We start from the raw sequence: 24,124 nt of genomic DNA, 5'->3' as shown, positions 1-24,124 counted from the left end.
AAGAGGTATTTTATGAAAGTTAATTCTGGTTTTACATTGGTAGAATTATTGATCGTTATTGTCATTATCGGCCTGTTAGGTTCGCTTGTGGCGCCTGAAATGTTTTCAAAAATAGGGAGCTCAAAACAGAGTACGGCAAAAGCACAAATGCAAATGTTTGAAACTGCATTGGATACCTATTACCTCGATGTTGGAGACTACCCTGAGGACCTGAATAGTTTGACCAAAAGTGATGTGGCTGGTTGGGACGGCCCGTATATCAAGAAACTACCGGTGGATCCGTGGGGAAACCCGTACATGTTGACCACGCCAGGCCCTGATGGAGCAAGTTATGTGATAATGTCGCTTGGCAAAGACGGTCAGCAAGGCGGTGATGGTGAAAACGAAGATATTAAAGTAAGCGGATGAATATTGCAGTAATACTGCAGGAGCAGTTTGGTGTCAGTCCTGTAGATCTTGAAAAAGCATCAAGTTACCAGGAAAAGTACGGCGGTCGTCTAGAGAAGCTTCTGGTCAATATGGGCAGCCTGTCAGAGGATGCCTTACCACCACTATATTCGCAAATACTGGGTTTAGAATTAGCGTCTGATTTACCCATAAATGAGGAATCATACTCGTTACCAGAATGGGTCTCCGATTTAGACACCAATTTTTTGGTTAAAAACCACTGGATACCCTGTTCAGAAAGCCACTCCAGTTTTTACACCTGTGACCCACTCGATTGGGACGTTAACCAATACCTGAATCAGAACTCAATTACTCCGGCTATCACCCTGATAACTAAAGATGATGCTGAAAAGTTGAGCACTTTAATTCAGTCAGAGATAACTGAAGACAAGGCCGGTGAGCTCAATAATCTTGAGGAAGACCGCTTAAGAGAACTCGCTTCAGAAGCCCCAACTGTTAATCTGCTCAATAATTTAATTGCCAAAGGCGTTAAGTGGCGAGCATCAGATTTACATATTGAGCCTGTATCGGGACGTTACCGAGTCCGCTACAGGGTTGATGGGGTGTTAAAAGATGAGGGTTTGTTACCCTCCACACTTAGCGTTCCTGTTATTTCTCGAATCAAAATATTGTCCAATATGGACATTGCAGAGAAAAGACGTCCTCAAGATGGAAAGATTGAAACCAAAGCCTCAAATGTTGAACTGGATATACGGGTCTCGATATTGCCTCTGGGCAAAGGTGAAAGTGTTGTACTGAGATTTTTGCGAAAAGATGCGGTCAGGTATGACATGGCAAACTTGGGAATTTCAGAAGACCTGGAAGTCAAAATCAAGCAAGATCTCAAGGCAACTGCAGGCGTCATCTTGTTAACAGGTCCAACGGGTTCGGGTAAAACCACCAGCCTTTATACCTTTCTCAATGAATTAAATAACGATAGCGTAAAAATAATTACCTTAGAAGACCCCGTGGAATATCAATTACCGGGCATTAATCAGGTTCAGGTGAATGCAGATATTGGATTTGATTTTGCCGCAGGCTTGCGAAGTATTGTACGACAAGACCCCGATATTATTATGTTAGGTGAGATCCGTGATCAGGAAACCGCGCGCATAGCAATGCAGTCTGCACTTACAGGTCACCTGGTTTTTAGTACGGTGCACACTAACGACGCACCTGGAGCCTACACCCGACTTGTGGATTTAGGAGTAGAAGAGTTTCTTCTCAACGCGGCTATCATTTCTGTTGTCGCACAGAGACTGGTTCGCAGAGTGTGTCATCACTGTGCGGTCATAGAGACGGATTTAACCCAGTTTTCTCATCTTAACCTTGATGAATTATTGAATCGATTTGAAATACATTCTCCGCAGTTCCTGCAGGAGAAAGGCTGTGATGAATGCGGTGGCACCGGGTACAAAGGCAGAATGTCGATACTTGAATATTTGCCGAACGATTCCACCGTCAAAGCGATGAAAAAAGATAGCCAGTTTTTACCAGCAGCAAAAAGTTACAATCAGAAATTGGGTAACAGGACTTTATTTGAGGACGGGCTACTCAAAGCCGCTCAAGGTAAAACAACTATTGCCGAAGTGTTGAGAGTTTGTTCCTGATGCCACTATACAAGTTTAAAGCCTATGATAAACAAGGGCATTCTATCGAAGATTACAGGGAGGCATCTGATGTAAATGCTTTGCGGCATTCACTGTCCTCCGAGGGGTTGATGGTAGCAAGTGTGTCCCTTCAATCTCAATCCATAAACATAAAACTGCCTTTCCAGTCTCAAAATCTGAGCCTGAAAGACATGGAGTTTCTCACTTCTGAACTCGCTATCTTGCTAAACAGTGGTGTTAAGGTCGATAAGGGCCTTGAAATTATCGCGCGTTCCAAAAAAGACCCCAGCACTTCACGGGTCGTAGCTGAAATACTCAAGAAATTAAAAGGCGGGAGTAGCGTATCGGATGCCTTTAAAACAAGTCGTAATGATTTTGACCCGCTGTACATCAATTTAATCGCCATTGGTGAGAAATCGGGTAAATTGCCCCAAGTTTTTGCCGGACTGGCAAGTGACTTAAAGTTTCAGCAATCCTTGCGCGCCAAAATTGTTCAGGCGTTAACTTACCCGTCAGTTATTCTGTTCGTATGTGTTATGTGTGTGCTGTTTGTGTTTAATTACATCGTGCCACAGATGGGCAGTATTTTTGATAAAAATGATGATATCCCTGTCTATACCCGATTGTTGCTAGGGGCCAGCGAATGGATGATCAACTATCAATTGTGGTTACTAGCTGGGATTGTGGCGGTGATTTTTGCTATTGCCTACCAATGGAAGTCGCCCGCTTTCAGAACCAGGATGGCACAGTATTTTCTATCTGTGCCCATAATTTCAGATTTGATTAAACAAGTGGAAAGAATACGCTTTAACTCAGCAATGGCTTTGATGGTGAGTGCCGGTGTTAAGGTGGATCACGCAATAAGTGCCGCTATAGCGAATATTCAAAATCCAGTGATACGAAATAGCCTGGACATTGCTAATAATAAAATCAAAAAAGGCGAACCGTTAGCGAAAAGCCTGTCGATGACACCAATTTACCCTTCTTTTTATATTTCACTGTTAGAGGTTGGAGAAGAAAGCGGCGAGCTGGCAAAGATTTTTAACGAGATCGCACAAAGAAGTAAAACAGAATTTGAAGGCTGGACTGATCGCGTAACCAATATTCTTGAACCTCTTCTGATTTTAGTGATGGGAGGCATTGTAGGTAGTGTTGTCATTACAATGTTACTCAGTGTTGTGTCGGTAAATGATATTTCCATCTAAACAATCCGGTTTTACACTAGTTGAGCTGTTAGTAGTGATGACCATCATTATTACCGCAACGGGATTAGCGGGCGGGCTTGTGGTGGATGGCGTTACTAAGTTTCGCGCCAAAGCAGAGATACAAGATCTGGAACAGACATTTATTCTTGCTTCATCTAAAGCTTTTGTGTTGGAAAAGCGCCTGTCTATTAAGTTGTCTGAAAATCAGATGCAAATTTATTCGGGTAAGTCGCAGGTATTTGAAAAAACATTTAACTATTTGATGTTTTCTGAGACCGATTTTAATGTGAATCGCCTTGGATTAATTGACGCGAACCGAATCGAACTCGCAGTCAACGGAATGACAAAAACAATTTATTTAGATGAAATCTACAATGATGCAACAACGAATTGAGGGGTTTTCACTGATTGAGGTGTTAGTTGCTGCATTTATCTTGTTCCTGGTGTTAGCGACTGTCACTATTAGCTATACAGGTGCCGTGAAAAGCTCGCTTGCCGCCAGTGAATCTCTAAAATTAAACAATTATATTCCTGTTCTGTCTGAACATATTTCGCTTGATATTCAGGCAGGGGAAAACAGCGGCAGTGCGGTCTTCCTTGGGGTTGAGTATCAGTGGACTGCAGAGCTAATTGAAACAAAGCCCGTTGTGGCTTTTTATGATGCTGACAATCGGGAAGTTCGCCAATCTGATACACAAGCTTATCTTTGGCGCGTCAACCTTATTAGCCGCTACAACAATCGACAATCTCAGCATAGTTTTGAAGCAGTTTCATGGCAAAAAGCGCTTTAAACAATCAAGCAGGATTCACCCTGATCGAAACTCTTGTGGCAATCACCATCCTTATGATGATGATTTTTATTGGCACATTTGGTTATCAGACTTATTCGGTGTACTGGCAAAAAGAACTGGGCGACTTTCGCAGTGATCTTGCTGAGGTAAGAGGTGTTATCACACTGCAGAGGCTGATTCGTAATATAAAACCTATAGTTTTCAAAGGTGGCAACAGAGGAGGGTATGTTTACTTTGAAGGAGGCGATTCACTGATACGCGCTATTTCAAACGTTTCAATCGCCTCTGAAGATACCGCTGTTGCTTTTGAAATTAATGTTGTCCAGCTAGATTCTGGTATGGTAAAGCTTGTCTATCGGGAATACCCCATTGCAACGCAACCTTTACTCTCCGAAGACGATATTGGCGACTACCAGGATGAAATAACTATCATAAACGGGTTTGAAGATATTCGCTTCGAGTACTATGGTTGGCAGGATTACAATGACTACGCTGCTACTCAACAGCTAGAGTCGAACGCAACCTTCGATAAAAAGTGGTTTGGATTGTACAGTGCTAAGGATACTCTGATTTCGCCTGAGCAGATAAAAGTCAGATTTAAAAGGAAGGGAGTCTGGTCGGAACTCAAGATACCTGTGAGTCATTTTTTACATCGGGATCTGCTGCAGTATGTCGGAGTCGACTTATGATCTTCCGAAAGCAACAAGGAATAGCGCTCGTTCAGGTTTTACTCATTTCCACAGTGTTAATGTTGTTGGTGGTACAACTGAGTAGTAAGGCCAATAATGCCGTCGAAATAGCAACTGAGCTAAAACACAAAGCTGGTGCGGAAACCAAAATACAGTCTGCCATGGCACATATTCAGTTTGCACTACTCACCCAGAGCAGAGTGGACTTTGATATTCAGGCACTAGACCGCTCACTTGGTTTTTTTGGCGAGCCGCAACGGGTTGAGGCTGACCTGACGGTGGAAATACAAGATATGGCTGGGTTGTTATCAACTAGCTTTATTGGAATTGGGTGGGACAAGTACCTGAATGGTAATGCCAATCAACTAAACACCATAAGAAAGTGGCAAGGTATGGATGACTATGGGGTGGCGTCAGCACAAATGCGCAACGCCAGAATACCTTATATAGAAGAAGTGTTGCTTTTACCGGGGCTCGAAGGAACCGATTTAACTTACCTGACAAATCTCCCCACTGGTTTTTTTAACGTGGGTACTGCGCCTGACGGGCTACTTTCCAAAGTCTTCGGTGAGTTAACTGCACAGCGTATTGCTGAATTACGAGAGAGCAGAGAGTTCAGTAGAGATACAGTAAACCAGATCGATGGGTTACAGGAAGCAAGTGTGTTTCCGCCGGGTACTATGGCTCGGGTAAAAATTACTTCAGACAGACATGACAGAAAAGATTCGCATGTTTCTAGAGGTCGTTATTTTCAATTACAACCCGGGAATGACATCCCCATTATTGAAATAGGTCTAACAACAAAATGAATCCGTTGCATATTTATTGCAAGAACAACATGTTCATATTTACAGCTGGCAAAGTACAAAAGCTGGCCACCAGAGATACGCTGAATAGTAAAAATCGCATCAGCAGGTTTAGCTTGCCCATTGTATTGATTGGCAGAGAGCACTATCAAGAGTTTGAAAAGGAATATCCGGTTCCCGACCAAAATGACGTCAGAAATATTATCAATAATGAGTACACACAACTCAAAATGGTCCATCTACACAACAATGCATTGACTTCCACAACGGTGAAGTTTTTCCTGTTTGATAAAACTGCTGAAGAATACGTCAGAAATAACCTCTGCTTGTTTATCCCTGAAACCATGTTGGCGACCTTTGTTAATATGGGTGAGTTGGTCACAGTGTCGCGATTGGGGAATACCTTGAATATTGCGCGCAAAGGGGAAAACATCGTTTCCTCGAATGGTGCGGGCTTGTACGCTGATCCCGACATGTTTTTGTTATCCTCCGGCGTTGGCAAGGTCGCACAGAGAAAAAAACTGACCCAAGAAGAATATTTCGCTATATTACAGCAGCAGGTTACCGAAATACCCAAACACTATCTTGTGTCCTTGATGAAGGGACAGGTGCTCGCCAACGAACTGCTTAAACGTTTTCATTTTCCTTCCGTCGCTGCGGGATTAACCTGTTCAGTGTTGCTCTATTGGTTAATGTTGTTTGGCCATTTAAAATGGCACGAGTCGTTTTCCCAGAGCAATATTGAGTCTGCAGAGGTGAGAGAAGTCATTCAACTTAAAAAACAGTTGGCTGAGAAAATTGCTTTGGCAGATGAAATCAAAAGTAGCGCTAGCTCAGACCTGTCCGGACAACTCATGTGGAACATCATCACCGGGTTACTGGACAATGGTGTCTCTGTGGGGGGATTGCTATATCAGGACGGTGAGGCAGGCATTACTGTATTGACGCCTTCAGCTACAGAAACCATTAAACAGATCAGATCTTTTCCCGGGGTAAGGAATGTCAGCATGGATGGTGATATCACGAGTCTTCAGGGCAAACAAAGTGTGAGACTGCTAGTGGCGATAGATTCAGGAGTGAACAATGTCTAGGCAACAAACTTTGTTAATGATTGTCGCCGTATTAGCGGTCTTACAGTTTTTGGTCGTTCCTGCTTTTGACTGGCTCGATACACAGCGGATAAGTGTGATAGCGGAACAACAAAAAGCGCAAAAAGAACAGGCGCTATTACAGGCTCGAGCTCCTTTAGAGGCGCAATTGGCTGAAGTGGATAGCTACTTGAGTTCGATAACCCAACTTGCCTTTACTGCTGATTCCATGCAAATGGCCACCCTTGCCATTCAGGGCATTGTTGAGAAATCTGCTGAGAAACACGATGTTAAAATAAATCGCATCAGCTGGGTAGAACCCGATGGTAAAGAGCAATTACACCACAAGATTGAAATTTTTATCGAAGCCTACCCCTCTGACTGGGTGGCACTGCAAAGTGATCTGGAAGGAAAAAGCTGGTTGCTGCTAGATAAAATGAACTTTTTTTACTCAAGAAGGACCGGCGATACATCTCTGATAGGCCGTATAAGGGGTGGACTCTCGTTCAATGTGAATGTATGGATTGAAAATGATAGCAGCAATTAATTATAAGCAGATGGCGCTAGCCACATTGATAGGGTTACTGTTGGTTTTTTTGATACATGAAAACGGCGCAGAGATACCATCCGAGTCACAGTCTGCTTTACCGGAGGCGTTGGCTTTACAGCCCATTGAGATTAGAGAGTCTTGGTCTGCTGAACAGTTGAGTGAAAGGTTATTGGCTATTGCACCCAAGCCCCCCAGCCAGGATGAAATTGCGAAACAACAGGCCGAAGCTGCCAAACAGGCGGCGCTTGCTGCCGAGGCTGCCAAAGCTCCACCTCCAGTTGATAAGACCTTAAAACCGATGTTTTCACGGCTCGACGATGAGCATCAGATTGGTCTGCTTGCCATCGTACAGGAAAACCAGAACAAGTTTGCTGTCTTACAGGTGATTAATTTTGCCAGCCGTAAAGCAAACACTTTAAAGCTGGCTGCTGGTGAGCAATACAAACACCTTACGTTAAGTATCACTTCACAGACTCAGGTAGCATTAAGTGATACGCAAGGAAATAACATTATTTTAAACCTCTTTAAACCAAGGAACACATAAATGAATGGCTCCAATTCTAAACGCATTTCGTTTATTACCCTTTTGCTCTTATCATTAACCGCGTGTCAAACCACACAGGAAAAGGGCGCTAATTCTGATGAACGAATTTATTATCTGAAAAAGTCGTTGCTTGAAGGTGAGTCTGGCTTTGCCGGAGAAGAGAACACGGTTGGCGATTCAGAAGAGACCATTGCTGGAAATAAACAAGGGTTTACCCGACTGCAGCCTATTGCGCAACACAATACCAATATGGCTGAAAAAGCGGCACAAAATGTTTTCGGAAAATCGGAGGATATTCGCATATCGGCAAACGATATGCCCGTTACAGATTTTATTCATTATGTCTTTGGTGATTTGTTTAAAACTAATTACGTCATTGACAATGGATTAAAAGCCGACGCCACTCCGGTGACATTGAATGTTCAAAATCCAATGTCGCAAAACGAGTTGTATGCACTGGTCGCCAATTTATTAGCGCAAAATCGCATCCGTATTGAATTCAACGAAAATACTTTTTTCTTCCACAGGCCAGAAGACAACAGGGGCAGTGCTACCGTAGCAGTGGGTAGAGAGTTATCGTCTGTGCCTAACGTCGGCGGACAAATTTTGCAAGTTGTACAGTTCAACTACGGCATCAGAATAACCTTAGAGCGGACATTAAATCGCCTTGTTGACGCTGAGTTTATTCCTGATTTTGATCAAAATTCAATGTTTATCTTGGGTAATCGTCAAAATGTTATTCGAGCTTTAGAGTTGATCAATATGTTGGATGTACCCGCACACAGGGGAAAGTATATTGGACTGTTGTCGCTTGAATACATTGGTATGGAAGACTTTACTACGCAGGCAATTACCTTACTCACAAATGAAGGAGTTGACGCAGCCGTTAACACTGCTCAGAACAAAAGCGTGTTATTAGTCCCTTTGGGGCATATTGGCGCAATTGCGGTGTTTGCCAGCTCTGAAGAAAGTTTAGAGCGGGTCAGATATTGGGCTAACGTGCTTGACAGGCCCAGTCAGGGGGAAAATGCACAATATTTTATTTATGCACCTAAATATGCCAGGGCTAAGGACTTGGGCGAGAGTATCCAGGGGCTGCTGGGTATTAGTACCACAAAAGTGAATACTGAGTCTACCGGGAACAATGCTAAAAACCTGGCTAGCGGCCGAGCTGCAAGTGCCTCAGCATCTATCGCGGGTTTGTCCTTTGTTGTGGATGAACGTACTAACAATCTTATTTTCAACACCACAGGCGACAGATATTTAAAATTGCTGCCATTGCTGCAAAAGTTGGATGTTTTGCCGAAACAGATTTTGCTTGAAGTAATGATCGCGGAAGTGACATTAACTGACAACTTTAAATTCGGCGTTGAATTTGCACTGCAAAATGATGAGCGATTTACTGCAACCACGCAGGGCCGATTTGGTTTGAGCGACACGGGCGGATTGTCGATATCACTATTAGATCAGGACTTTTTAGGCTCCAGTCGAGCAGAAGCTGCATTGGCACTGTTCAAACAAAATCAGTTTGTGAATGTATTGTCTAACCCAACCTTGTTAGTGAGAGATGGTATGACTGCTAGTATTAATGTGGGTACAGAAATACCTACACAGGGCTCCCTCACCGTCGATGACGGTGTACAGACCTCCAGTATTAACTATCGTGAAACTGGTGTTCAGGTGCAGGTTACCCCAACTTTAAATGCGCAAGGGGTCGTTATTATGAACATTGCTCAAACGATCAGTAATGTGGTTGAAGGGACCGCAGGATCACCAACGCCTTCAATTTTTAACCGTTCGTTAAGTACGGAAGCCGTGGTTGAAAGTGGCAGAACTGTGATTCTGGGAGGTCTGATCAGTGAGAGTAACTCCAGGGGGGAAACTAAAGTGCCAATCCTTGGCGATATTCCGCTCATAGGCAAAGCGTTTAAATCTGAAAATGACGCCACGGAGAAAACTGAATTAGTCATGATTGTCACACCCAAAGTCATCCGTTCATCTGATGAGTGGGATAAACTTATTTCTGAATTTTCTGATAGTCTTGAGACGATTAAATTAGGTCAATAATTCGAAGTGTGAAGGATAAAGGTATTCGGAAACTGTGTTTTGTGCATAGAGACGGATGCTGCCCTCGTCATCGCGGTTCATTCAGATCCTGTTAAGGATACAAGTGATAAATCTTGCTTGGTGGTTATCAACAATGCCTCCGGATAGAGAACGCCTTCGGATTGCCAGGTGCCTGGTTACATTTACCTAATACAGGCACTTGGCAGAACTCGAATGAAACAATATCTGATAATATTTGCAGAAAAACGGTTGTCCGGATGTGCGAACATGTGTTTAATTTTTAATGCTTAAAAAAGGAGTCAAGACAAATCATGAGTTTTATGCATTATAAAAGCGTTGCGTTGCTTTGCTTAAGCGTTTCATTTGCAGCCTTAGGTGAAGAAAAATCAACGACTCTTGATAGTGGAATAAAACACCAACCCTTTGTTAGTTTTAATTCTGAATATTACGATGAAAAAGGGTTTAAAGAACAATACATCGGGCATGTTGGGGCTGTTACCGGTAAGATAATCAATCAGGAACCCGGTCCCGACAACAGGAATCTGTTGCAAATTCAATTAGAGGACACCAGTCAAACCACCTGGGTTGCCTCGGTTACTGAGTTATCTGAAGGACAATTGGAGGTCGGTGATTCTATCGATGTATTGGGCTTTTTTGACGAAACTCTCAAGGAACCTGAATACGTCGCTAAGGTAAGCAAGGACGTTGAGTATCTTATTGGCTTTTGCATTAATGTAACGGATACCGAATTGCCCATTTACAACCCTTATATGTTACATCATTGTCTTGCCTGGGAGCAGGGGGATTTGGATGTGAAAAAGCTTGAAACCTCACTACTTCGATAGCAAAAAACAGATAAGAACCGTCAGGAAAATAGTGCCAGGCGCGTTATATTTTTATGGAGATGTTGTTTTTTGTCGTGTAAAAAACACGGGAAGCAAAGAATAAAACCGCCACAAATTACAAATTATTGATAATTAAGGCATAAACAGGTATTGCTTCATCATAGATTTGCCGCTATCCTTTTTCGAGATACAGGTATTGTATCTTATGAACGTTCATAAAATGGATTTGGCTTAGTTGCCCGGTCCGCGTTTCAAGATTTGGAGATAACTCATAATGAAACTATTGAAAAAAACACTACTAGCGACGGCTGTAGCTGTTACTTGCAGCACTGCTCTGGCAGGCACTGTAAGTGTTACGAAACAAGTACACTCATCCGAAGGTTTGACGGGCGTTACAGCTAACCAGACTTCTAACGCCATCAGTTACACACTGGCTGCAGCTTACCAGGAAGGTGACCGTATCACGTTCACTTTCCCTGACGGTGCATTGGTTGCCAACGGCTTTCCAGCGCAAGTCAACGTGCCGGCGGTAAACAGTGCGACGCCAGCTAACGCGATTGCGGGTTTGGCATTGGGTCTGTTGAACTCAGATACTAACAGTGTGACATATCGTGTTACTAGTATTACGCAGCCTACTGATGGCGTTAATACTACCTACACTGACCGTACTACCATTGGCGCGGTGTTGCCTTTAGGTACCATCGATTACACTGCAGATGCAGTGCGCAATGGCAGCGTTACAGTAACTGTTAGCTCTGTAACAGCCGCTGGTGATACTCTGGATGCATCAGGTACTCGCACGGCAACGGTTGCAGAGGCGAAAACTCAGTTCGGTACTGCCTCAGTAACAGCGCCATTTGATGCGGTTGTTGATGTTTCGCAAATGCGTCAGGCTTTTGTTGGTGGTGTTGCAGACAGCATGAGCTGGGCAATCACTGACGTAGATACTACCGGCTGGTTAAACGTGGCGACGGTTAATGCAACTAGCGGTACAGTAGTTAACCTGTACGGTGAAGCGGGTAAAATGGGTAATGTAACCGCAGCTCAGTGGTCAAGTGCAGGTTCACGAACCTTTACTGCCGACTCTGCAAGGCTGTCAGTTGCATACGGTGGTATGACTACCAACGATACTATTACCTTCACTCCGCTGACAGGTACTAGCGCAGCGGTAATTGAAGCGCAAGCCTTCACAGCTGACTTTACATACAACTACACCTCAGCAGGTTCACAGGCTGGTTCAGCGACTGTAGGTTCTGGCCTAAGCGCAGGCTCCTGGACACTTAATGGTGCAACGGTTAACATTCCTTACATGCCTTACGGTCCAACTGCGAGTCAGGTTGTATACGTGACTAACTCAGGCACTCAGGCAGGTGATATCTCTGTAACGGCGTTTGACAATAACGGTAATACGTTCGATTTAGGTGTAATCGGTACAGCGAATGCTCAGACAGTTACTAAGCTGGCTCCAGCAATCAATACTGCTCTAGAAGCTGCTGGCTTCGCTGGTTCTCAGGCGTCAATCACTGTTACAGTGAACGCACCTGAAGATGACATCACTGTTCATGCGTCATTCAATATTGGCGGTAATGACAGAGCGTTTGTCATCACTGACCAGTACAAAGGTGTAGAGTAATCATTGATTACTTAACATTTTGAACAAAAGGCGACCACTGGTCGCCTTTTTTGTGTTTTCAGTTTTACATATGCGACTATAGATGCCACTTGTTACACTGCTACTTTTAATCCCTCTGTTCTAGTTCGTTTTGATAGCTGACAACACAGCGCCATATTCAATAATTTATTGTGAAATCTTTCATAATTATCAAATATGTTGTTGCATCATGGTAGGGCCTGCTTTTGCAATCGCAGAGTAAGAAGGGCTGTTGCATATCTACTGACAAAAATAAATATCGTAAAATATAGTTTGGCTTTCGAAAAATAATCAAAAAAGGGAATAATCCCAAAAGTTGAAACGTTTTAAGTTTGTGAGTTTGCCAGAAGCTGGCAGACTCGAATTTTAGAAATTGGAGATAACTCATAATGAAACTATTGAAAAAAACACTACTAGCGACGGCTGTAGCTGTTACTTGCAGCACTGCTCTGGCAGGCACTGTAAGTGTTACGAAACAAGTACACTCATCCGAAGGTTTGACGGGCGTTACAGCTAACCAGACTTCTAACGCCATCAGTTACACACTGGCTGCAGCTTACCAGGAAGGTGACCGTATCACGTTCACTTTCCCTGACGGTGCATTGGTTGCCAACGGCTTTCCAGCGCAAGTCAACGTGCCGGCGGTAAACAGTGCGACGCCAGCTAACGCGATTGCGGGTTTGGCATTGGGTCTGTTGAACTCAGATACTAACAGTGTGACATATCGTGTTACTAGTATTACGCAGCCTACTGATGGCGTTAATACTACCTACACTGACCGTACTACCATTGGCGCGGTGTTGCCTTTAGGTACCATCGATTACACTGCAGATGCAGTGCGCAATGGCAGCGTTACAGTAACTGTTAGCTCTGTAACAGCCGCTGGTGATACTCTGGATGCATCAGGTACTCGCACGGCAACGGTTGCAGAGGCGAAAACTCAGTTCGGTACTGCCTCAGTAACAGCGCCATTTGATGCGGTTGTTGATGTTTCGCAAATGCGTCAGGCTTTTGTTGGTGGTGTTGCAGACAGCATGAGCTGGGCAATCACTGACGTAGATACTACCGGCTGGTTAAACGTGGCGACGGTTAATGCAACTAGCGGTACAGTAGTTAACCTGTACGGTGAAGCGGGTAAAATGGGTAATGTAACCGCAGCTCAGTGGTCAAGTGCAGGTTCACGAACCTTTACTGCCGACTCTGCAAGGCTGTCAGTTGCATACGGTGGTATGACTACCAACGATACTATTACCTTCACTCCGCTGACAGGTACTAGCGCAGCGGTAATTGAAGCGCAAGCCTTCACAGCTGACTTTACATACAACTACACCTCAGCAGGTTCACAGGCTGGTTCAGCGACTGTAGGTTCTGGCCTAAGCGCAGGCTCCTGGACACTTAATGGTGCAACGGTTAACATTCCTTACATGCCTTACGGTCCAACTGCGAGTCAGGTTGTATACGTGACTAACTCAGGCACTCAGGCAGGTGATATCTCTGTAACGGCGTTTGACAATAACGGTAATACGTTCGATTTAGGTGTAATCGGTACAGCGAATGCTCAGACAGTTACTAAGCTGGCTCCAGCAATCAATACTGCTCTAGAAGCTGCTGGCTTCGCTGGTTCTCAGGCGTCAATCACTGTTACAGTGAACGCACCTGAAGATGACATCACTGTTCATGCGTCATTCAATATTGGCGGTAATGACAGAGCGTTTGTCATCACTGACCAGTACAAAGGTGTAGAGTAATCATTGATTACTTAACATTTTGAACAAAAGGCGACCACTGGTCGCCTTTTTTGTGTTTCGTGAAAGCGATTTATGTTAATACAGATGACTTTCTTGTATCATTTGAGGAACAACTCATTGTCCTCGCTCTTCATGTTTGAACTAAGCAATAAACACCAGATTTTTTCTTTTTTTATCTTATTTATAATTCTTACTGGAGTTTACTACCCGTCTTTCGTTGTACCTTTTTACCTTGACGACATAGATTCCATTGTGAATAACCAGGCACTTCATTCAGAGAGTCTGGAAATGCTGTTGCAGGGCGGTTATTTAAGCCGCATTACAGGTTACTTTACGCTATGGCTTAATTATCAATTCACCGGACTGGATGTCACTTGGTACCACGCGGTGAATGTGCTGATCCATGCGTTAAACACCCTTGCGGTATTTTTCTTAAGTAAGTTATTCATAAGCCACTTTTCTAAAGATACTAAGGCTACAGAACATGCTTTTTGGGCACTGATTATCGCCGCCCTGTGGGCGCTACACCCGCTAAATAGCCAACCTGTTATTTATATCGTGCAACGTCTGGGGAGTTTGGTTGCGCTATTTGTTTTTCTGACTGTGATTTTTTATATCAAAGCGCGTTTGAGCACAGAGCTAACCAGCAAGCTTATTTTCACTTTGCTTACTTTGTTGTGCGTTATTGCCGGTATTTTTACCAAACAAAACTTTTTCGTTGTGTTTTTGTTTTTGTTTTGTTGGGAATGGTTGCAGTCAAAGGGTAAGTTGCGCTGCTACCTAAACCGCTTAATGCTCGGTGGAGCTATTCTGGTGGTATTAATAGCGCCATTTCCGTTCATGGAAGCGTTCTGGGAAAAATTGGACAACTTTACTCGGGACCCCGGAGCTACTGATAGGGTTTCCTATTTTTACACCCAAGGCATCGTATTATGGGATTACATAGCAAGGTTTGTCTTTCCTCATCCATTGCAATTAGAAATCTTTGTTCCTCTTCGAGATAGTTTTGACCCATTAGTCGCATTGGCATTCACCGCGCATCTTGCATTAATTGCAACTGCTCTGAAACTGAGAGCTACAATTCCATTGTTTTGCTGGGGAGTTCTGTTCTTTTACATTAGCCATTCTGTAGAGTCGTTTATTTTTCCAATTAAGGATCTTGCCTTCGAACATCGCACTTATTTGGGGAATTTTGGGTTGATGTTAGCTGTAACGGGGTTGGCAAGGTATTGGTTTGATGCCTCACCAAATCGAATAGTTACCTCGTATATTACGGTGCTCGCTACGCTTATAGTTGGCCTGACTGGTGCTACATTAACCTACCAGCGTGCAATTCAATGGCAGGACCCTTTAACATTTTACGAGAGGGAGCTAAAGTATTCCCCTGAACATATCAGAACGAATGCCTCATATGGAACTGAGCTTGCAAAAGCAGGCAGATTGGAAGAAGCAGAAAAGTATCTTAAAGAGAGTATCGAACTTAATATGGCTCAGGGCACCATTAGCTTCGGTGTGCTCAACGCTTACATGAATGTGCTTTACCAGCAACAAAAATACCAGCAGGCAGCCCCTGTTGTTATGATGGCGTTAAGGCATGTGCACTATCCTGAGCGCAGAAGTATTTTGTTGTCTAATTTAGCGGTGGGATACATATATATGGGATATTGCGATTTTGCTCTTGGGCTACTTGAGCAGGCGCTGAAACTTTATCCTGCAAATCAGGACGCAGCCAATAATCGGAATTATTGTTTGAAAATTCAATCCGGAAATCAGTAGTAATAATGGCGTCGAGAATTGGATAGTGTCATTTTTGCCGACTCTCGTAATTTGTAATGCAATGTTGAAGTAAGGATAAATCAGTGAAGGTGCTTCACGTTGGAAAGTATTTCCCACCAAGGTATGGAGGTATTGAAACCTTTATGTCTCAGTTGATGGAAGAACAGGCGGATCAGGGGCTTGAGGTGGCTGCATTGGTGCATGCAGATAAATTGCAATCGTCTAATGGAGAATACGCATGGAAAGGGTGTAAAATCTTCGAAGTTAAGTGCTTTGGTCAATTGATTTTCGCACCAGTTGCTCCGGGATACCCTTACCGGATAATTCATGCCTTGCGGTCGTTCCGACCCGATATCGTCCACGTGCACATGCCTAACTTATCCGCATTTTGGTTACTGGTTGTTAAGCGCTTTTTTGCCCGGCAAGCGGAAATAGTGATTCACTGGCATGCTGATGTATTGGGATCTGCTCCAACAAAACTGATAAAACTGTTTTATCCAGTGTACAAACTATTTGAGACTCAACTGCTCAAAAATGCAGATAAGGTTATTTCTACCTCACCTCCTTACTTGAAAACCAGCATTCCGCTGAAACCTTTCGCGGAAAAATGTGTAGTTATTCCGTTGGGCATAAAAATAAAGCATTTTGATGTTCATTCTAAAAAGTTCAGTGAAAACCGTAGTATTCGTTTATGTATGATAGGCCGGTTGGTCTATTACAAGGCCCACTCAGTTGTGCTTAAAGCTTTAGCCCAACTACAGGAGCAAAAGGTCAGTGTTACTCTTGACGTTATTGGTGATGGTGAGTTGGCATTGCCGTTACAGAAAGAATGCTCAGAGCTGGGTATACAGAATTGCGTTTTCTGGCACGGCAGTGTTAGTGAACAGCAAAAAGATGAGATTTTAAAATCTTCAGATGTGTTGCTTTTACCCTCATTAGAGAGAACGGAAGCGTTTGGCGTGGTGCTTCTGGAAGCGGCAAATTATGCTGTTCCAGCGATAGTTAGTAATGTAAATGGCTCTGGAATGAGTTATGTCATTGAGAATAACGTCAATGGTAAGGTGGTGGATGCATCAGATGCTGACGCGCTTGCAAGCGCTGTCGCTGAGTTTATAAAGCCAGGCCGTACAACTGAATGCGGTAAACACGCTTACAACAAACTAAATAAACAATTTGATATTGCTGCTGTGGCAATTGAAATTCAGAAGCTGTATAAAGGTTTGCAAAATGCATCGTGATTCTTTTGCCGTTTCAACCGCGGTGATGTATGACTTTCTTCAAGTTAAGGGTGGAGCTGAAGCGGTTACGCTTGACCTATGTAAACACTTTTCCAACATGGACCTCATCACGGGTTGGGTCAATAAGACATGCTTCGAATCGTTGCCTATTGAACCCTCACGGGTTACTGAGCTAACAACATCTACAGCTATTCCGGGCTGGCAAACTATTAAATGTGCGCAAACATTTTTAAAATCTTGCCCAGATTTAAGCCGTTACGAAAGTGTTATTTATTCTGGCAGTAATGCACCTCTTGCAATACTGAACACAAAAGCCAAAAAGAACATCTATTACTGCCACACTCCACCGCGATTTGTCTATGATCTGAGAGACTACTATCTGGAGTCCATCCCGGTTTGGCAAAGGCCAGCACTAAAGATGCTGATTGATTGGTTTAGACCAAAATATGAACAATCACTGGAGAGGATGGACGTTATTCTCTGCAACTCTAAAAACGTCCAGCAGCGTTTGCATAAGTTTCTCAATGTAGAAGCTGAGGTAGTTTACCCCCCTGTAAATGTTGCTCGTTTTAAGCACCTGTCAGATGGTGACTACTTTTTGTCAACCGCAAGGCTGGAACCATACAAACGTGTCGAAACTATTGTCAGAGCGTTTATGGCAATACCGGACAAGAAGCTTGTTGTTACCTCTGGCGGCTCGCAGGAAGGCTTCTTGAGAAATCTTGCTAAAGACTATTCAAACATATCATTTACCGGTTGGGTTACTGAGCAAGAGCTCGCACGACTGGTGGGCGATTGTTTGGCTACTATTTACATACCTAAAGATGAGGATTTCGGTATGAGTCCTGTTGAGTCTATGGGGGCGGGAAAGCCTGTTATAGGTGTAAATGAAGGAGGGATCAGAGAAACGGTGATTGATGGAATGACTGGCTGGTTGTTGGATAAAGAGGTTAACCCCAACGCTTTGGTGAGACTGGTGAGCAATATTTGCTCCGATGGCGTCAGAAATATGAAAAATCATTGCCTCGAAAGTAGTGAGAGTTTTGCTGTTGAAAAGTTTATTACCGCGATAAAGCATCAGCTGGATTAAAGGCCCAACTATTTGATTCCGACGGACGAATTGCTGTTGAAACAAAACTGGCAATTAGCTACACTTCGCCTCCAATTTTTGTAGGGAGCGTGCGCTTTCGGTATGGCACAAGAACCATCCTCAAAATACAAAAGCAAGAACAATCTAATTCAAGATGATGAGCTTGATGTTTTGCAGCTTTTATTGGACCTCAAAGAGCGCTGGAAAACAGTTCTCGGTGTAACTCTTTTAGGAACTCTTTTAGCCGTAGTCATAGCGGTAACTATACCTAAAGAGTATCAGGCCAAAGTCCAGGTGGCTTTGCCGTCTGATGCTAATGTTTTGGCGTTTAATGACAACTCTTTGATTTCTTTGACCAAACAGCAATTATTTGAACGCTACTATCAGTCTCTTGGCGCAACTATCAATTTTGTAGAATTTCTTACTAAAGATACTACTGCCAAGGAATTGTTCCCGGATAGTGATTTACCAGAGGAAACATTGGCAGCCAGGTTTGCAGAAGATGTTTCGGTTGAGATTTTGGAGCCTGTTGTGGTAAAAGGCGAAGCCGCACAAAACCCGACTAAAGTCGAGATTAGGGTTTCTCACACGAATGAGTCTTTGTTGGTAGAAACAGTAAACGAGTATATACAATACACGGCAAAGCAACTGTTATCAGATTTAGAATCACAGTCAAAATCTATTAAATCAATCAAAATCTTTAGATTGGAAAGGCAGCTAGGTCTACTGCGAGAAAGGGCTAGGCAAGAGCGGTTGCGACAGGTTGCGCTTATTGAAGAGGGAAATGAGGAAGAGTTGAGCAAGCTGGAACAGCAAATGCAATTGATCATCGCAAAAGCGAAAAATGATCGCATGGTCGAAATTGCTCAATTAGAGGAAGAAAATGCTCTAGAGCTACAGAACCTTAAACAGCAATATCAACTGGTTCTGGAGAGGAGTAAAAAAGATAGAGAGACGCAGATCGCCGAAGCGAGAGAAGCACTGAAAATTGCCAAAGAACTTGATATCACCTTGCCCACACCAGTAAGCGATTTTAGAGTAAAAAGGGGAGATGTTGCAGCTACTAATATTAATTTGACGGATAACCCTTCATTACCTCTCTATTTAATGGGCACTAGATATCTTGACTCGTTGATTGAATCGTTAAAGGGGCGTGAGAGTGATGAACTGTACTTAAGGGAGCTTAACAGAATCGCAGTAGAGATTGAACGGATTAAAAATGATAAAAGACTGGAACAACTGAAGAATAAAGAAGATGATAAGTCTACAATTGCTTCCCTGAACGAGTTAACAAAGAAGATTGCAGCAATAAAAGATGATATAGCATTACAAGCATTAAAGAACAGGCAGTCAGACGATAACTACATTGAAGAATTGCCCGATATTTTTTCAGAAATTCGTGATTTGAATTCTAAATCTTTAACGCTTGAAGGAGTTGAACCCATGAGTGTTACCAGAGCTGCGGTTGCGACAGGGGAGGCGGTTAAGCCAGATGTCCTTCTGATTATTGTTTTGGGTTTGGTGCTGAGTGGTTTGTTGGCATTAATCATTGTGCTGGTTTGCGCGAGCATGGCTAGGCGGAATAAATAGAGCTTTAGAGCAAATAGTTGAGTGAGAAGTGGAAGAATTTTTATGCTTAACATTGAAAAAAAACGTTAGCGAGACGAACAATCGTGTTGATGATTAGTTAAGGTGATATCGAATATGAGCTGAGTCGGCAAACGTATTTTTGTAGGGTAGTGATCTAATTAATGTTGGTAAATTAAATATACGCACATGTGATGGAGGCATACAAAAATTGTTATGGACATTATCACAGAGAAAAATAATTGTGAGTTTTCATTGTAAGTTAAATTATTTAAAAATATAGCGAATTGAGCCAACAATAACTATATTTTTGGTGCAGTGGAGGTTAAAGTCCGCTCTTTAGTTACTCGTTAAGTAGATGTAGACTTATTTGTTTTGTTACCATTGGTACTTAATAATTTGGTTAGCGAGTGAACTCGTGTTTTTATTTCGACATTTTGATGTTAGTAGATACACGTGGTTAATCGACATCTTTAAAAAGGCATGGGATGACTAGCTATAAAAATTTAAAGTTAAAAGTTCTAGTTACTGGAGGGGCTGGATTTATTGGTTCGGCGGTAATTCGTCACATCATTAGTGCAACAGAGTGCTCAGTTGTGAATGTCGATAAGCTAACCTACTCCGGAAATTTAGAATCTCTTAAGAGTGTTAGCGGTAATGATCGTTATTCGTTTGAACAAGTAGATATTTGCGATGCGTTAGAAGTTAAACGAATCTTTAAGAATCACCAACCTGATGTCGTTATGCATCTTGCGGCTGAATCTCATGTAGATCGCTCGATAGATGGCCCTGATGAGTTCATCCAAACCAATATTATTGGTACCTATGTATTATTAGAGCAAGCCAGAGTTTATTGGAGTAAGTTGGAAGACCACAGAAAACATATTTTTCGCTTTCACCACATTTCAACTGACGAAGTATATGGCGATTTGCCACACCCGGAGAAGGCGCCCGGAAATCTTCCATTGTTTACTGAAACGACGTCTTATGCACCAAGCTCGCCATACAGTGCTAGTAAGGCGAGCTCCGATCATTTGGTTAGAGCGTGGCACAAAACATATGGGCTGCCTACCTTAGTTACTAATTGCTCAAACAATTATGGACCTTATCACTTTCCCGAGAAACTCATTCCATTAGTGATAATAAACGCAATTGAAGGAAATCCATTACCCGTTTATGGGAAAGGCAACCAGATTCGTGATTGGCTTTTTGTAGAGGACCATGCTGAGGCCTTGTTATTGGTCGCCACTCAGGGGAGAATTGGGGAGACTTATAACATTGGCGGACACAATGAAAAGCAAAACATTGATGTTGTGTTAAAAATTTGTTCAATTCTCGATGAGTTAAGACCTAAACAGAGCTCATATTCTGAACAGATTACGTTTGTGGAGGACCGTTTAGGTCATGACATGCGTTACGCTATAGATGCGACTAAGATTCAATCTGATTTTAATTGGACACCAAAAGAAACTTTTGAGAGTGGTATTAGGAAGACTGTTCAGTGGTACTTGGATAATGAAGAGTGGTGGCGGCTTGTGCAGGACGGGAATTACCAAAGAGAAATAACAGGTAATAAAATATGAAGGGAATTATATTGGCCGGTGGTTCCGGCTCACGTCTTTATCCAATAACAAAAGGGGTGTCAAAACAGCTCTTGCCCGTGTATGACAAACCAATGATTTATTATCCACTTTCAGTTCTTATGTTGGCAGGAATAAAAGATGTATTAATTATTACTACGCCAGAGGATCAAGCTAGTTTTCAAAGAGTGTTGAGAGATGGTTCCGATATTGGAGTAAACTTGAAATATGCCATACAGCAGAGTCCAGATGGTCTTGCGCAAGCATTTATTATTGGTGAGGAATTCATCGGTTGTGACAGTGTGTGTTTGGCTTTGGGTGATAATATTTTCTGGGGACAGGGTTTTACTCCTATCCTTAAAAGAGCTGCAAGCCGTAAATCAGGAGCTTCTGTATTTGGTTATCAAGTTAAAGATCCCGAGCGCTTTGGAGTGGTGGCATTTGACCAGTTTCAGAAGGCTGTCAGCATTCAAGAAAAACCTAAAAACCCAATATCAAACTATGCTGTTACAGGCTTGTATTTTTACGACAATGAGGTCGTTGATAAGGCGAAACAAGTAAAACCCTCACACCGTGGAGAGCTTGAAATTACGGATATTAACCAAATGTATTTGGAAAGTGGAAGTTTGCATGTTGAGCTGCTGGGGCGTGGTTTCGCTTGGCTTGATACTGGTACGCATGAGAGTTTGTTGGAGGCGGCAATGTTTGTAGAAACTATTGAAAAGCGCCAAGGTTACAAAATTGCATGTTTAGAGGAAATTGCTTGGCGTAATAATTGGTTGAATGACGAGCAAATTATGCAAACTGCTAAAGCCTTATCAAAAAATAGTTACGGGCAATACTTGATGAATTTATTAAAAGGTAAGTCTAAGTGATACCTGTCACTAAATCTTATTTGCCGAATAAGGCAAAATACATAGATTATGTGAATCGTATTTACGATACTGGTTGGCTCACTAACAACGGTGTTTTACTCAGAGAGCTTGAAAAACGCCTTCAAGATCATTTAGGAGTTAAGCACCTTATCCTTGTAGCCAACGGTTCGCTAGCCCTTCACCTTGCCTATAAAGCCTTAGAGTTGCAAGGTGAAGTAATTACCACTCCGTTTAGCTTTGCTGCTACTACTTGCACTTTAACATGGGAAGGTCTCAAGCCAGTTTTTGCAGATATTGATCCAAATACTTTTAATCTTGAACCGAACAACATTGAAGCTCTGATCACTGAGCAGACTAGTGCAATTGTGCCTGTTCACGTTTTTGGCAATCCTTGTGACGTCGAACTGATACGGGATGTAGCGCTTAAACACAATTTAAAAGTTATTTATGATGCTGCACACGCTTTCGGTACTCAATATAAAGGGCAAAGCGTTTTAAATTACGGCGATATTAGTGTAGTCAGTTTTCATGCAACCAAGCTTTTCCACACCATAGAAGGAGGGGCCATTATTACAGATGATAATGAGTTGGCAGAAAAAATTCGCTTAATGATAAATTTTGGCATTGCTGGCCCAGACTCAGTTGAGTTACAAGGCACTAATGCTAAAATGAACGAATTTGAAGCAGCAATGGGGTTGTGTGTACTAGATGAAATTTCAGCTATTAATCAACAGCGTGCTGAGATTTGGGAAACTTATCTGAGGGAGTTGCCAGACGGTTTAAGTTTTCAGCAATGGAATAAAAACAGCCTCAACAACCATGCATATGCACCAGTGTTATTCGGGTCGGAAGCTGACGTACTTAGGACGAGTGCTCAATTGAAAGAAAGATGTATTCTTCCAAGACGGTATTTTTATCCAAGTTTAGACAATTTGAATTATTTGGGAAGCAATCAGGTATGCGAAATTTCGCGAGACGTTGCTAGTAGGATTTTGTGCTTACCGATTTATCCGGGATTGAGTCCTTTAGAGCAAAAGAAAGTTATAGATACATTGTATAGCGTATGAATTTATTTATATTGACGGATAATAAATGGTGGTATAAGAAGGCATTTGATACTTTTAAACGTACCAACTATCAAGTGCGTTTCTTTTGCTCCCCGAAGGGACTTAAATTGTTTGAAGACGAAATTAACCAAGGTACTATTGAGTCCTTAGATGTCAAAGAAAATTGTAACTTTTTAATTGAAAATTTTGATTTGGGTTTTTCTTGTCATTGTAAGCAAATCTTCCCCAAGTCATTGGTGGAAAATGTCAGATGCATAAATATCCACCCAGGGTTAAATCCATATAACAGAGGTTGGTTTCCCCAAGTTTTTTCACTTTTAAATAAGAAACCGATTGGTGCAACTATTCATTTGATGGATTCAGAGGTTGATCATGGCGATATTCTTTATCAGCAGCAGATTGAGGTATTTGAATGGGATACTTCGAAATCAGTATATGACAGAGTTCTGGACTTAGAATATAAGCTTTTCAATGAGAACTTAGAAGCTTTGATTGTTGGTAATTATGAACAGGTTAAAATGCCAAATACTGGCAATTACAACTCCATATCGGATTATAAGGAGCTGCTTGAAATTGATATGGATAAACCAGTAACGATGCGAGAGGCCATTGATTATTTAAGAGCTATGACTCATCCACCATACAAAAATGCGTATTTTTTAGCAGACAATGGTGAAATGGTTTACGTAGCTGTGGATATTGAAAAGCGCAACACCTAAACTGTTCAATAATGAACATTATCCGATAAGCTGTTTTTGGTAAAATCATGGCATTCAGAACCAAGTGATTTATGATAAGTAACTGCCTTGTTATTGATCTTAGGGGTCCTGCATTTCATTGTGTGTAATTATAGTTTTAACGTTCTCGAAA

At 42.4% G+C, this 24,124-nt stretch carries 22 protein-coding genes; all 22 read left to right on the top strand.

The features are described 5' to 3' along the window. Positions 1–12: 12 nt before the first annotated feature. The 22 genes from gspG (at position 13) to AABA75_RS16180 (ending at position 23,973) form a co-directional block, all read left to right on the top strand. On the top strand, positions 13–408 hold the full coding sequence (gene gspG, locus AABA75_RS16285) for a type II secretion system major pseudopilin GspG (protein WP_338293784.1): 396 nt from the start codon (positions 13–15) through the stop codon (positions 406–408). Beyond that, a complete protein-coding gene (locus tag AABA75_RS16280; protein ID WP_338293782.1) occupies positions 405–2,057 on the top strand; it encodes a GspE/PulE family protein in 1,653 nt (550 codons plus the stop codon). The genes gspG and AABA75_RS16280 overlap by 4 nt, the downstream gene beginning before the upstream one ends. After that, entirely contained in the window at positions 2,057–3,262 is a 1,206-nt protein-coding gene (locus AABA75_RS16275; protein ID WP_338293781.1) for a type II secretion system F family protein, read from the top strand. The genes AABA75_RS16280 and AABA75_RS16275 overlap by 1 nt, the downstream gene beginning before the upstream one ends. Then, the gene (locus tag AABA75_RS16270; RefSeq protein ID WP_338293779.1) at positions 3,246–3,656 is read left to right on the top strand and encodes a pilus assembly FimT family protein; all 411 of its coding nucleotides are present in this window, start codon (positions 3,246–3,248) and stop codon (positions 3,654–3,656) included. Before AABA75_RS16275 ends, AABA75_RS16270 begins: the two co-directional genes overlap by 17 nt. After that, entirely contained in the window at positions 3,637–4,053 is a 417-nt protein-coding gene (locus AABA75_RS16265; RefSeq protein ID WP_338293777.1) for a type II secretion system protein, read from the top strand. The genes AABA75_RS16270 and AABA75_RS16265 overlap by 20 nt, the downstream gene beginning before the upstream one ends. Further along, positions 4,035–4,742 (top strand): prepilin-type N-terminal cleavage/methylation domain-containing protein, encoded by a 708-nt coding sequence (locus AABA75_RS16260; protein WP_338293775.1) that lies wholly within the window; start codon positions 4,035–4,037, stop codon positions 4,740–4,742. The genes AABA75_RS16265 and AABA75_RS16260 overlap by 19 nt, the downstream gene beginning before the upstream one ends. After that, positions 4,739–5,551 (top strand): hypothetical protein, encoded by an 813-nt coding sequence (locus AABA75_RS16255; protein ID WP_338293774.1) that lies wholly within the window; start codon positions 4,739–4,741, stop codon positions 5,549–5,551. The genes AABA75_RS16260 and AABA75_RS16255 overlap by 4 nt, the downstream gene beginning before the upstream one ends. A gap of 29 nt (positions 5,552–5,580) precedes the next feature. Further along, entirely contained in the window at positions 5,581–6,639 is a 1,059-nt protein-coding gene (locus AABA75_RS16250) for a hypothetical protein (protein WP_338293773.1), read from the top strand. After that, positions 6,632–7,183: a hypothetical protein gene (locus tag AABA75_RS16245; RefSeq protein WP_338293772.1), complete on the top strand. Its 552-nt coding sequence runs from the start codon at positions 6,632–6,634 to the stop codon at positions 7,181–7,183. The genes AABA75_RS16250 and AABA75_RS16245 overlap by 8 nt, the downstream gene beginning before the upstream one ends. Continuing rightward, on the top strand, positions 7,167–7,730 hold the full coding sequence (locus AABA75_RS16240; RefSeq protein WP_338293770.1) for a hypothetical protein: 564 nt from the start codon (positions 7,167–7,169) through the stop codon (positions 7,728–7,730). The genes AABA75_RS16245 and AABA75_RS16240 overlap by 17 nt, the downstream gene beginning before the upstream one ends. Further along, complete coding sequence (locus tag AABA75_RS16235) at positions 7,731–9,797, top strand: type II secretory pathway protein (protein WP_338293768.1); 2,067 nt, start codon at positions 7,731–7,733, stop codon at positions 9,795–9,797. 311 nt (positions 9,798–10,108) lie between these two features. Further along, a complete protein-coding gene (locus AABA75_RS16230; protein ID WP_338293766.1) occupies positions 10,109–10,642 on the top strand; it encodes a hypothetical protein in 534 nt (177 codons plus the stop codon). A 274-nt stretch (positions 10,643–10,916) separates the two neighbouring features. Then, complete coding sequence (locus AABA75_RS16225; protein WP_338293765.1) at positions 10,917–12,275, top strand: hypothetical protein; 1,359 nt, start codon at positions 10,917–10,919, stop codon at positions 12,273–12,275. A 407-nt stretch (positions 12,276–12,682) separates the two neighbouring features. Then, positions 12,683–14,041, top strand: a complete 1,359-nt coding sequence (locus AABA75_RS16220; protein WP_338293765.1) for a hypothetical protein — start codon at positions 12,683–12,685, stop codon at positions 14,039–14,041. 252 nt (positions 14,042–14,293) lie between these two features. Beyond that, positions 14,294–15,817, top strand: coding sequence for a hypothetical protein (locus AABA75_RS16215; protein WP_338293764.1), 1,524 nt, complete (start codon positions 14,294–14,296; stop codon positions 15,815–15,817). An 83-nt stretch (positions 15,818–15,900) separates the two neighbouring features. After that, positions 15,901–17,055: a glycosyltransferase gene (locus tag AABA75_RS16210; RefSeq protein ID WP_338293762.1), complete on the top strand. Its 1,155-nt coding sequence runs from the start codon at positions 15,901–15,903 to the stop codon at positions 17,053–17,055. Then, on the top strand, positions 17,045–18,145 hold the full coding sequence (locus tag AABA75_RS16205) for a glycosyltransferase (RefSeq protein ID WP_338293761.1): 1,101 nt from the start codon (positions 17,045–17,047) through the stop codon (positions 18,143–18,145). The genes AABA75_RS16210 and AABA75_RS16205 overlap by 11 nt, the downstream gene beginning before the upstream one ends. A gap of 102 nt (positions 18,146–18,247) precedes the next feature. Continuing rightward, the gene (locus AABA75_RS16200; protein WP_338293758.1) at positions 18,248–19,735 is read left to right on the top strand and encodes a Wzz/FepE/Etk N-terminal domain-containing protein; all 1,488 of its coding nucleotides are present in this window, start codon (positions 18,248–18,250) and stop codon (positions 19,733–19,735) included. A 485-nt stretch (positions 19,736–20,220) separates the two neighbouring features. Further along, a complete protein-coding gene (gene rfbB / locus AABA75_RS16195) occupies positions 20,221–21,315 on the top strand; it encodes a dTDP-glucose 4,6-dehydratase (RefSeq protein WP_338293756.1) in 1,095 nt (364 codons plus the stop codon). Beyond that, entirely contained in the window at positions 21,312–22,187 is an 876-nt protein-coding gene (gene rfbA, locus AABA75_RS16190; RefSeq protein WP_338293754.1) for a glucose-1-phosphate thymidylyltransferase RfbA, read from the top strand. Before rfbB ends, rfbA begins: the two co-directional genes overlap by 4 nt. Beyond that, positions 22,184–23,254, top strand: coding sequence for a DegT/DnrJ/EryC1/StrS family aminotransferase (locus AABA75_RS16185; protein ID WP_338293752.1), 1,071 nt, complete (start codon positions 22,184–22,186; stop codon positions 23,252–23,254). Before rfbA ends, AABA75_RS16185 begins: the two co-directional genes overlap by 4 nt. After that, positions 23,251–23,973 (top strand): dTDP-4-amino-4,6-dideoxyglucose formyltransferase, encoded by a 723-nt coding sequence (locus AABA75_RS16180; RefSeq protein ID WP_338293751.1) that lies wholly within the window; start codon positions 23,251–23,253, stop codon positions 23,971–23,973. Before AABA75_RS16185 ends, AABA75_RS16180 begins: the two co-directional genes overlap by 4 nt. Positions 23,974–24,124 lie beyond the last annotated feature (151 nt).

The organism is Planctobacterium marinum (assembly GCF_036322805.1).
Classification (GTDB): domain Bacteria; phylum Pseudomonadota; class Gammaproteobacteria; order Enterobacterales; family Alteromonadaceae; genus Planctobacterium; species Planctobacterium marinum_A.
The sequence above is the reverse complement of the archived record's forward strand: the minus strand, read 5'-3'. Positions and strand labels throughout refer to the sequence as shown.

Excerpts from the sequence above, each read along its gene's own strand:
- gspG (WP_338293784.1), top strand. The coding sequence starts at position 13 with ATGAAAGTTAATTCTGGTTTTACATTGGTAGAATTATTGATCGTTATT.
- AABA75_RS16280 (WP_338293782.1), top strand. The coding sequence starts at position 405 with ATGAATATTGCAGTAATACTGCAGGAGCAGTTTGGTGTCAGTCCTGTA.
- AABA75_RS16275 (WP_338293781.1), top strand. The coding sequence starts at position 2,057 with ATGCCACTATACAAGTTTAAAGCCTATGATAAACAAGGGCATTCTATC.
- AABA75_RS16270 (WP_338293779.1), top strand. The coding sequence starts at position 3,246 with ATGATATTTCCATCTAAACAATCCGGTTTTACACTAGTTGAGCTGTTA.
- AABA75_RS16265 (WP_338293777.1), top strand. The coding sequence starts at position 3,637 with ATGATGCAACAACGAATTGAGGGGTTTTCACTGATTGAGGTGTTAGTT.
- AABA75_RS16260 (WP_338293775.1), top strand. The coding sequence starts at position 4,035 with ATGGCAAAAAGCGCTTTAAACAATCAAGCAGGATTCACCCTGATCGAA.
- AABA75_RS16255 (WP_338293774.1), top strand. The coding sequence starts at position 4,739 with ATGATCTTCCGAAAGCAACAAGGAATAGCGCTCGTTCAGGTTTTACTC.
- AABA75_RS16250 (WP_338293773.1), top strand. The coding sequence starts at position 5,581 with ATGTTCATATTTACAGCTGGCAAAGTACAAAAGCTGGCCACCAGAGAT.
- AABA75_RS16245 (WP_338293772.1), top strand. The coding sequence starts at position 6,632 with ATGTCTAGGCAACAAACTTTGTTAATGATTGTCGCCGTATTAGCGGTC.
- AABA75_RS16240 (WP_338293770.1), top strand. The coding sequence starts at position 7,167 with ATGATAGCAGCAATTAATTATAAGCAGATGGCGCTAGCCACATTGATA.
- AABA75_RS16235 (WP_338293768.1), top strand. The coding sequence starts at position 7,731 with ATGAATGGCTCCAATTCTAAACGCATTTCGTTTATTACCCTTTTGCTC.
- AABA75_RS16230 (WP_338293766.1), top strand. The coding sequence starts at position 10,109 with ATGAGTTTTATGCATTATAAAAGCGTTGCGTTGCTTTGCTTAAGCGTT.
- AABA75_RS16225 (WP_338293765.1), top strand. The coding sequence starts at position 10,917 with ATGAAACTATTGAAAAAAACACTACTAGCGACGGCTGTAGCTGTTACT.
- AABA75_RS16220 (WP_338293765.1), top strand. The coding sequence starts at position 12,683 with ATGAAACTATTGAAAAAAACACTACTAGCGACGGCTGTAGCTGTTACT.
- AABA75_RS16205 (WP_338293761.1), top strand. The coding sequence starts at position 17,045 with ATGCATCGTGATTCTTTTGCCGTTTCAACCGCGGTGATGTATGACTTT.
- AABA75_RS16200 (WP_338293758.1), top strand. The coding sequence starts at position 18,248 with ATGGCACAAGAACCATCCTCAAAATACAAAAGCAAGAACAATCTAATT.
- rfbB (WP_338293756.1), top strand. The coding sequence starts at position 20,221 with ATGACTAGCTATAAAAATTTAAAGTTAAAAGTTCTAGTTACTGGAGGG.
- rfbA (WP_338293754.1), top strand. The coding sequence starts at position 21,312 with ATGAAGGGAATTATATTGGCCGGTGGTTCCGGCTCACGTCTTTATCCA.
- AABA75_RS16180 (WP_338293751.1), top strand. The coding sequence starts at position 23,251 with ATGAATTTATTTATATTGACGGATAATAAATGGTGGTATAAGAAGGCA.